This window comes from Gordonibacter pamelaeae 7-10-1-b (assembly GCF_000210055.1).
GTDB lineage: Bacteria > Actinomycetota > Coriobacteriia > Coriobacteriales > Eggerthellaceae > Gordonibacter > Gordonibacter pamelaeae.
On record NC_021021.1, the window covers coordinates 497,976 to 499,588 of the forward strand.

The following is a 1,613-nucleotide window of genomic DNA, read 5'->3' on the forward strand; positions in this document are numbered from 1 at the left end:
CGGCCCGTGCCGATGGCCCAGATGGGCTCGTAGGCCACGACGCAGCCCGCCGCGTCCTGCGCATCCACGCCAGCGAAGGCGGCGCGCACCTGGGCGGTGACGTACTCGTCGGTCGTGCCCTCGTCGCGCACGGCAAGCGACTCGCCCACGCACACGATGGCGTACAGGCCGCCCTCCACGAGCGCCTTCACCTTGCGGTTCACGTCCTCGTTCGTCTCGCCGAACAGCTCGCGGCGCTCGGAATGGCCGACGATCGAGCAGGCGCAGCCGATCTCCTTGATCATCGGCACCGAGATCTCCCCCGTGTAGGCGCCCTTCGGCTCCCAGTACACGTTCTGCGCGCCCACGGCGATCTTCGTCTTGTCGAAGTCGAGCACGGTCTTGGCCGGCTTGAGGTCCACGTAGGGCGGGCAGATGACGATGTCGACCGACTCCGGCCACTCCTTCTCGTACTGGTTCGAGATCTCCTGCGTGAGCACCACCGCCTCGCCCACCGTGTTGTTCATCTTCCAGTTGCCCGCCATCATGGGTTTGCGTGCCATTGGGGTATCCTTTCCTTCGAGTGTCGTGCGACCCGTCCGCGTCGCGGGGGCCGCACGGAACGGGTCCTACCGCAGCGCCTCGACGCCGGGGAGCGCCTCGCCCTGGACGAGCTCCATGGAGGCGCCGCCGCCGGTGGAGATGAACGTCATCTGCTCGGCCAGGCCGAACTTGTTGACGGCGGCCACGCTGTCGCCGCCGCCGATGACGGTGTCCGCGTCGGCGTTGGCGGCCACGGCTTCGGCAACAGCCTTCGTGCCGGCCTCGAACGCCGCCATCTCGAACACGCCCATGGGGCCGTTCCAGAACACGGTCTTCGCCTCGGCCACGGCATCGGCGTAGAGCTTCGCCGTCTCGGGCCCGATGTCGAGCCCCATCATACCATCGGGGATGTCGTCGACCGAAACCGTGAGCGTTTCGGCATCTTCAGCGAACCGGTCGGCCACGACGACGTCCACCGGCAGCAGCAGCTTCACGCCGCGCTCCTCCGCCTTGGCGATCATGGCCGCCGCGCGCTCGACCCAGTCCTCTTCCTTGAGCGACGTGCCCACGGCCTTGCCCTGGGCGAACAGGAACGTGAAGCACATGCCGCCCCCGATGACGAGCGTGTCGCACGTGTCCATGAGCGCGTCGATGACCTTGATCTTGTCCGACACCTTCGAGCCGCCGAGGATGGCGGCGAAGGGGCGGCGGGGCGCTTCGAGCATGTCCGAGAGCGTGGCCACCTCGCGCTGCATGAGGTAGCCCGCGTACGCCGGCAAGAGCGCGGCGACGCCCGCCGTGGAGGCATGGGCGCGGTGCGCGGTGCCGAACGCGTCGTTGACGTACACGTCGCCGAGCGCGGCCAGCTCCTCGCAGAACGCCGGGTCGTTCTTCTTCTCGCGCTTGTCGAAGCGCAGGTTCTCCACCACGAGCACGTCGCCGTCGCGCAGCGACGCGGCCTTCGCCTGCGCGTCGGGCCCCACCGTGTCGGTGGCGAACACGACGGGCTTGCCGAGAAGCTCGGACAGGCGCTGCGCGGCGGGGCGCAGGGTGAACGCCTCCTCGAAGCCCTCGCCGGCCGGGCGGCCGAG

General features: G+C 69.2%; 2 protein-coding genes. Both read right to left on the bottom strand.

Going from position 1 to position 1,613, the window contains the following annotated elements:
* The coding region (gene tpiA / locus GPA_RS18715; RefSeq protein ID WP_041239974.1) for a triose-phosphate isomerase at positions 1-542 on the bottom strand (542 nt) is incomplete at its 3' end.
* A gap of 66 nt (positions 543-608) precedes the next feature.
* The coding region (locus GPA_RS02355) for a phosphoglycerate kinase (RefSeq protein ID WP_041238830.1) at positions 609-1,613 on the bottom strand (1,005 nt) is incomplete at its 5' end.